The sequence below is a fragment of the Actinosynnema sp. NPDC059335 genome (assembly GCF_042752395.1).
In the GTDB taxonomy this organism is placed as follows: Bacteria; Actinomycetota; Actinomycetes; order Mycobacteriales; family Pseudonocardiaceae; genus Actinosynnema.
The window spans coordinates 13,204-18,640 of the sequence record NZ_JBHYXZ010000164.1; the positions used below are offsets into that span (position 1 = coordinate 13,204).

The 5,437-nt window shown below is 71.8% G+C and carries 4 protein-coding genes; all 4 read left to right on the forward strand.

Annotation, left to right across the window (positions count from 1 at the left end; genetic code table 11):
* Positions 1 to 514 precede the first annotated feature (514 nt).
* Positions 515 to 2,329: a glycosyltransferase gene (locus ACFXGA_RS33805; protein WP_378095094.1), complete on the forward strand. Its 1,815-nt coding sequence runs from the start codon at positions 515 to 517 to the stop codon at positions 2,327 to 2,329.
* A 118-nt stretch (positions 2,330 to 2,447) separates the two neighbouring features.
* Complete coding sequence (locus ACFXGA_RS33810; RefSeq protein WP_378095096.1) at positions 2,448 to 4,577, forward strand: hypothetical protein; 2,130 nt, start codon at positions 2,448 to 2,450, stop codon at positions 4,575 to 4,577.
* Positions 4,578 to 5,097: 520 nt separating this feature from the next.
* Positions 5,098 to 5,256, forward strand: a complete 159-nt coding sequence (locus ACFXGA_RS33815) for a hypothetical protein (protein WP_378095098.1) — start codon at positions 5,098 to 5,100, stop codon at positions 5,254 to 5,256.
* Positions 5,253 to 5,437 (forward strand): beta-ketoacyl synthase N-terminal-like domain-containing protein (locus ACFXGA_RS33820; protein WP_378095100.1); only part of this gene is annotated, 185 nt, incomplete at its 3' end. The genes ACFXGA_RS33815 and ACFXGA_RS33820, both read left to right, overlap by 4 nt.

Below are 5,437 nucleotides of genomic sequence, written 5' to 3' on the forward strand. Positions count from 1 at the left end.
GGCTAACGCGGTCTTACGATTTGGGTCGGTCGGGGTTTGTGGGGGTGGTGGTCCCCACAGGTCGCACCCACAATTGACCCGGTGCACCGACATCAGCTTGAGCGGCGTGAACGAAACTCCCGCCGGACCGCCGTCTCGGCCACACCGCACCGCGCTCCGACGTCGGAAGCCGCGGAGCAGATTGGGATCGCCCATGACGGCTCCACGTGTCAGGGACCGTGCCGGTGAGTCGACAGCCGACATGCCGAACAGTGGGCATCGTCCGTCACAAGCGCCGCCAGCCCTGCTCGGAAGGCCCGCAGCGGTAGCGGGGGAAGTCCGCCCGGACGCCCTCGGAGCCAGCCGAATCCGAACCGGAGCGGACGTGGAGTCGTGAGGGCGTGCCGGGCACCGACCGTCCTGCCCGGCGGCACGCGACACCGCGTCACGTTCGTCCGATTGCCACGTACCGCCCTCCCGGCGACCGCGGGGCGGCCGGCCCCGGTCCCCACGAAGACCTGCACAGGAGAGAGAAATGTCAGTCGACCCGTTGGCCAGGGGGCGCGTGGTGCAGCGGACGCTGTTCGCGCCGCCACGCGACGAGGAGCCGGGGAAGCTGTACCTCCGCGTCGAACGCGGGATGGTCGAAGCCGAGCGGAAGAGAGTGGTGCTGGCGCCGCACGCCGCGATCTCCACCAACACCTACTTCGGTCGCTTCCCGGCCGCCTATTGGCAGCGGTGGACCCCGGCGCCACGCGTCGTGGTGCTCGTGGAGGCACGCGGCACGGGGGTGGTGCGCCTGATGGCGTCCGACAGCGTGGGCGAGAGCCGCGCCGTCGCGGCTGTGCGGTGTCGCGCGACCGAGCCGCGAGTCGTGGAGCTGGTCGCGCCGCTGGACCGGTTCCTCGACGGCGGCGCGTTGTGGCTGGAGGCCGCCACCGCGGCCGAGCCGCTGGTGCTGGACCGGGTTCGGTGGCTGGTGGACGGCCCGGGGCGCGGCCATCGCGCGGCCCTGGCGATCTGCACGTACAACCGGGCGCAGGACTGCCTGGCCGTGCTGCGCGCCGTGGCGTCTGATGTGGAATGCCTGGCGTTGCTGGACAAGGTGGTCGTGGTGGACCAAGGTGACGACCCACTGTGCGCAGCGGAGGGCTTCGACGGCGTGGAGCAGGTGCTGGAGGACAGGCTCTGCTACGTGCGCCAGCCGAACCTGGGGGGCGCGGGTGGCTTCACCCGCGGGTTGTACGAGGTGCACCGGCGTGACCGATCGACCCACGTGGTGCTGATGGACGACGACGTGGTGGCGGAACCCGAGAGCGTGGTTCGCATGGTGGGGTTCGCCGAGTCCGCCGAAGAACCGACCCTGGTCGGCGGGCAGATGCTCAGGTTGCTGCACCCCCATCGGTTGCACGTCGCGGCCGAGCGCGCGGACCTGCGGCGTCTGCGGGCGGGCAGACCCGTGCCCGGCGCGTTGTTCGACGCCGACGTGAGCGAGCGTCGCCAGCAGGACCTGCGGGTCGACGCCGAGTACAACGCCTGGTGGTCCTGCCTCATCCCGCCCGAGGTGCCCGTCGCCGTCGGCTACCCGCTGCCGCTGTTCTTCCAATGGGACGACATCGAGTACGGGTTGCGCGCACGTCGTCGCGGTTTCCGGACCGTCACGCTGCCCGGGGCCGGCGTGTGGCACGCCGACTTCGCGTGGAAGGACTGGGACGACTGGTCGCGCTACTTCACCTTGCGCAACTCGCTCATCACCGCGGCGCTGCACAGCGAGTTCGACCTGCGGCGTGCGATCACGTCGCTGCTCGGCCAGCTCTGCACGTACGTGGTGTCGATGCGCTACGGCCTGGCCGCCACGCTGATCAGCGCCGTGGAGGACTTCCTCGCCGGCCCCGACCAGTTGGCCGACGGCGGCGCGCAGGCCGCCGCGACGATCCGCAAGCTGCGGGCCGGGTACCCGGAGACCGCGGTGCGTTCGGCCAAGGAGGTGCGGGCGTTGCCCATCGCCTCGGCGAGCCGGCACCCCCTGCTCCCGCGTCCGGTGCTGCTGCACCGCTTGGCGCTGGCCGTATTGGGCCGGTCGCGTGGCAAGGCCTCGATCCGGGCGGTCGACGACGTGTGGTGGCACTCCTCCCAGTTCGACGTGGTCGTGGCGACCGATCCCTCGCAGGCGGGGTTCAAGGTTCGCACCCGTGATTGGAAGGTCGCCCGGGATCTGGGTACGCGGGGCGCACTCGTGCTGCTGCGGCTTGCGCGCGAAGGGCGCGACGTGCGTCGGCTGTATCGCAAGGCACTGCCGGAGTTGACCGGCGTGCGGGACTGGGGGAGGTTGTTCGGTGCGGACGCGTGACTCCCTGGATGTCGGCCCCGGTGTCGAGTCGGCACCCGTGACGACGGTGCCCGGTACGGGGCCGTCCGGGCCGGACGGGCCTGCCGCCGCGCCGCCGCGGCGCCTGCCCGAGTGGGCGGTGGCGACAGGCATCGGCGTGGCGGCCGTCGTGCTGTTCTCGATCCCCTACCGGATCAACCGGCTGTTCTACTACGTCGGCGACAACCACGAGTCGTTCGTCCCGCTGTGGCACCACTTGGGCGAGCGCATCCGGGACGGGCAGTGGCCGCTGATGGATCCGGCCGGCTGGTACGGCGGCAACTACGCCGCCGAAGGCGAGTACTCGCTGTGGAACCCGGTGCAAGTGGCCGACTACGTCCTCGTGTCGCTGTTCGACGACCTGGCCGCCGCATCGGCATTGGTGATGGTGCAGTTCCTGGCGTTGATCTCGGTCGGGCTTTATCTGCTGTGCCGGGAGCACGGTGCGGGCCGCGTGCCCTCCGCCGTGGTGGCGTTGGCCACGCCTGCCTGCGGGTTCAGCCTCTACTACGCCGCGTCGGGTTGGCCCGCCGAACCGATGGCGCTGGCCTGGGTGACGTGGTTCTGGTGGTCGGCGCGTCGGTTCGCGCGCGGTGTCGGGACACCGTTGACCCCGTTCGTGTTCGGCCTGTTGGCGACGACGACCGGGAACCCGTACGCCGTGTTGGGGATGCTGGTGGTGCTCACCGGAATCGCGGTCGAGCTGGTCGTGCGTGGCGAGTACGCGCGGTTGGCGCAGGTGCTGTTCACGGCGGCGTGCGCCGGCACGGGCGCCGTGTTGCTGTTCCTGCCGCTGTTGGAGGCGTTGGAGGTGACGACGCGGCAAGGCCTGGCAGCCGTCGCCAACGACGGCTTCATGGTGCCGCACCTGGGCGATCTCGTCGCGTCGAGCTCCCCGACCTACCTGCCGCCGATCGTCAACTGGAACGGCGCCGTGCGGGAGAGCCTGCCCTCGACGTACTTCGTGTGGTTCGCCGTGCCGTTGCTGCCGTGGTTGCGGTGGCGCGCGATGCGCGCTGTGAGCAGGCCGCTGCTGGGCGTCCTCGTGGTCGCCGGTGTCTACCTCGCCCTGGTGTTGGGTCCGTCGAACCTGTGGCTGTTCCGGTGGCCGATCCGGATGATCGAGCACCTCTACGTGGCGGTGGCGGTGCTGCTGGCCGTAGCGCTGTCGGCCGGACTCGCACGCGACCGGCTCAGGGTCCGCATCTGGGGGAGCGCGGCGCTGGTGGGTGTGGGCGCGTACCTGGCGGTCGCGTCCAGTCCTGAGCACCGAGGCATCCACTTCGTCGCCACGTTGCTCGTCGTCGCTTTCGTCGCGGCCGCGGTCGTGGCGCACCTCCGGTGTGGTGTCCGCGTGCTCGGCGCCGTCCTGGTGACCGGCACCGCGGCGATCATGGCTTTCCAGGTGTGGCGGCTGCCGGTCGAGGCCGGTGTGCCGGTCGAACCGCCCACGTCGGTGGCGGGCACGGCACGCGGCTCCGCCGGCGCCGAAGGCGCCGTGCTGCAGTTGGCCACGCAGCACACCGTCCGCACGCAGGACTACGCAGCCGGTCTGCTCCTGTTCGGCAACGAGAACATCCTTCGCGGCCGCGAGACCGTCAACCGCTACAGCGGCATCGGCTTCGCCGCGTTCACCGACGCGCTGTGCATGGATTACAAGGGCCGGGTCTGCCCGGAAGCGTTCGACCGCCTGTGGGAGGTGGTCGACGGCACGGAGGTGCGATTGGTCGACGCGTTGCGCGTCCGCACCCTGGTGCTCCAGCGCAGCCTGTTGCCCCACGTGGTGGATCGCCCACCGCCGCCGGGGTGGGAAGTGGTGGAGCGCGGCGACGTCCGGGTGGTCTGGGCGAGGCAAGGGCCGCTGCCGCACCCAGGACGCGTCGCATGGGCCTCGGCCGGGGTGGAAGTGCGCTCTGCCGCTGCCGAGCCGAACCGCGAAGTCGTTGCCTACCGCGCCCCAGAAGGCGGCCGGGTGGTGTTCGCGCGGGTGAACTGGCCGGGCCACTCCGCCGCGGTGGAGGGCAGCCCGGGCACCGTTCCGGTCCGCACGGTGGGCGCGGGGTTGATCGCGGTGGACCTGCCACCGGGCGAGCACGTGCTGCGGCTGTCGTTCGAGGAACCGGGCCTCGTGCTCGGTTTCCGAACCGTCGGTGCAGGCGCGTTGCTCGTGCTGGCTCAGACCTTGCTGTGGCGGAGACGGAGGAGGAAGGCGGCTGTGCCGACCTGGTGAGGCGGCCACCACCGAGCCCACCGGGCCATCCGGCACACGTGCCGAGCGGTGGCGGGAAGTGGGCAGCGAGGCGCCTGTCGCGGCCCGGCACGGCGGGGATCCACATCGCGCGGTGAGGTCGCCCAGGGCATACGCCGGCACCACGGGAGCCGACGTGCGCAAAGGGCCGACCGGGAGGAGGCGACGGCGTGCGGCGGGATCCGGGTGTCGTCCGCTCCGCGGTAGAGGCGGCGCCGACGTCCCTCCTGGCCGGAACGTCCGCTCTGCTGGAAGATGCCGACGGTCACGAGATACCCGACCGGGGCCCATGGATGGTGTGCGAGAGGGGCGCGTCCAACCGACGCTGCCGCCGGCGGTGACACTCCCGGTGACCCGGCCGGGTGGTGTCGTGCCCGGTTGGAGGACTCCGCGGAAGCGACGGCGGGCCGGTCACCGAAGACGGGTAATCCTGGTCTGACGCGGGGCACGGCGCGGCGGGGCGGTTCGACCCCGCGCTCGACGCGAACAGGAGGGCGAACCGATGTCGACCACGACCGGGAGTGCCCGGTTCCGCTGCGCAGTGGCGGGGGCGCGACTGCGCCCGCACCCGATGCGGGATCCCGTGCGCGCGGTGTTCCACCTGTGCCCGCTGGCGCCGCGCCCGGACCTGGGGCACGTGGACACGGAGGCGACACCGTGACCCGCCGGGTGGCCGTCACGGGGTTGGGGGTGGTGGCGCCGGGCGGGATCGGGGTGAAGCCCTTCTGGGAGCTGCTGACCTCCGGTCGGACCGCCACCCGGCCGATCGGGCTGTTCGACGCGCGGGGTTTCCGGTCCAGGATCGCCGCCGAGTGCGATTTCGACCCGGACGCCGCCGGGCT

Coding starts and splice junctions, on each gene's coding strand:
- ACFXGA_RS33805 (WP_378095094.1), top strand. CDS start 515: ATGTCAGTCGACCCGTTGGCCAGGGGGCGCGTGGTGCAGCGGACGCTG.
- ACFXGA_RS33815 (WP_378095098.1), top strand. CDS start 5,098: ATGTCGACCACGACCGGGAGTGCCCGGTTCCGCTGCGCAGTGGCGGGG.